Origin of the sequence: Falsirhodobacter xinxiangensis, from assembly GCF_004959935.1 — a bacterium.
Taxonomy (GTDB): Bacteria; Pseudomonadota; Alphaproteobacteria; order Rhodobacterales; family Rhodobacteraceae; genus Falsirhodobacter; species Falsirhodobacter xinxiangensis.
Window position 1 is genome coordinate 1 of record NZ_SMYN01000077.1, and the last position, 409, is coordinate 409.

Here is a 409-nt window from a genome sequence, read left to right on the forward strand (position 1 = left end):
CAGGCGGTCAGTCCAGGCGAAGGACGTGAACTGTGAACCTTGGTCCGTATTCATGATCCCCGGCGCGCCGAAGCGGTGGATGGCCTCGTTCAGCGCTTCGACACAGAAGTCCGCTTCCAGCGTGTTCGATATCCGCCACGCCAGCACCTTTCGGGTGAACCAGTCCATGATGGCGACAAGATACAGGAAGCCACGCCGCATCGGCAGGTAGGTAATGTCTGCGCACCAGACCTGACCGGGGCGATCGACCCGTAGCCCGTCCAGCAGATAGGGATAGGTCTTGTGACCCTTTCGCGGCTTGCTGGTGTTGGGCTTCTGGTAAATCGGCATCAAACGCATGAGCCGCATCAGACGCCGGATGCGCTTCTGGTTCACGCCGTGCCCCTCGTTTTGCAGATGCCAGGTCATC

General features: G+C 60.1%; 1 protein-coding gene. It reads right to left on the reverse strand.

Annotated elements, in window-relative coordinates; translation table 11 throughout:
* The coding region (locus E2K76_RS20200) for a DDE-type integrase/transposase/recombinase (RefSeq protein ID WP_136686219.1) at positions 1 to 409 on the reverse strand (409 nt) is incomplete at both ends.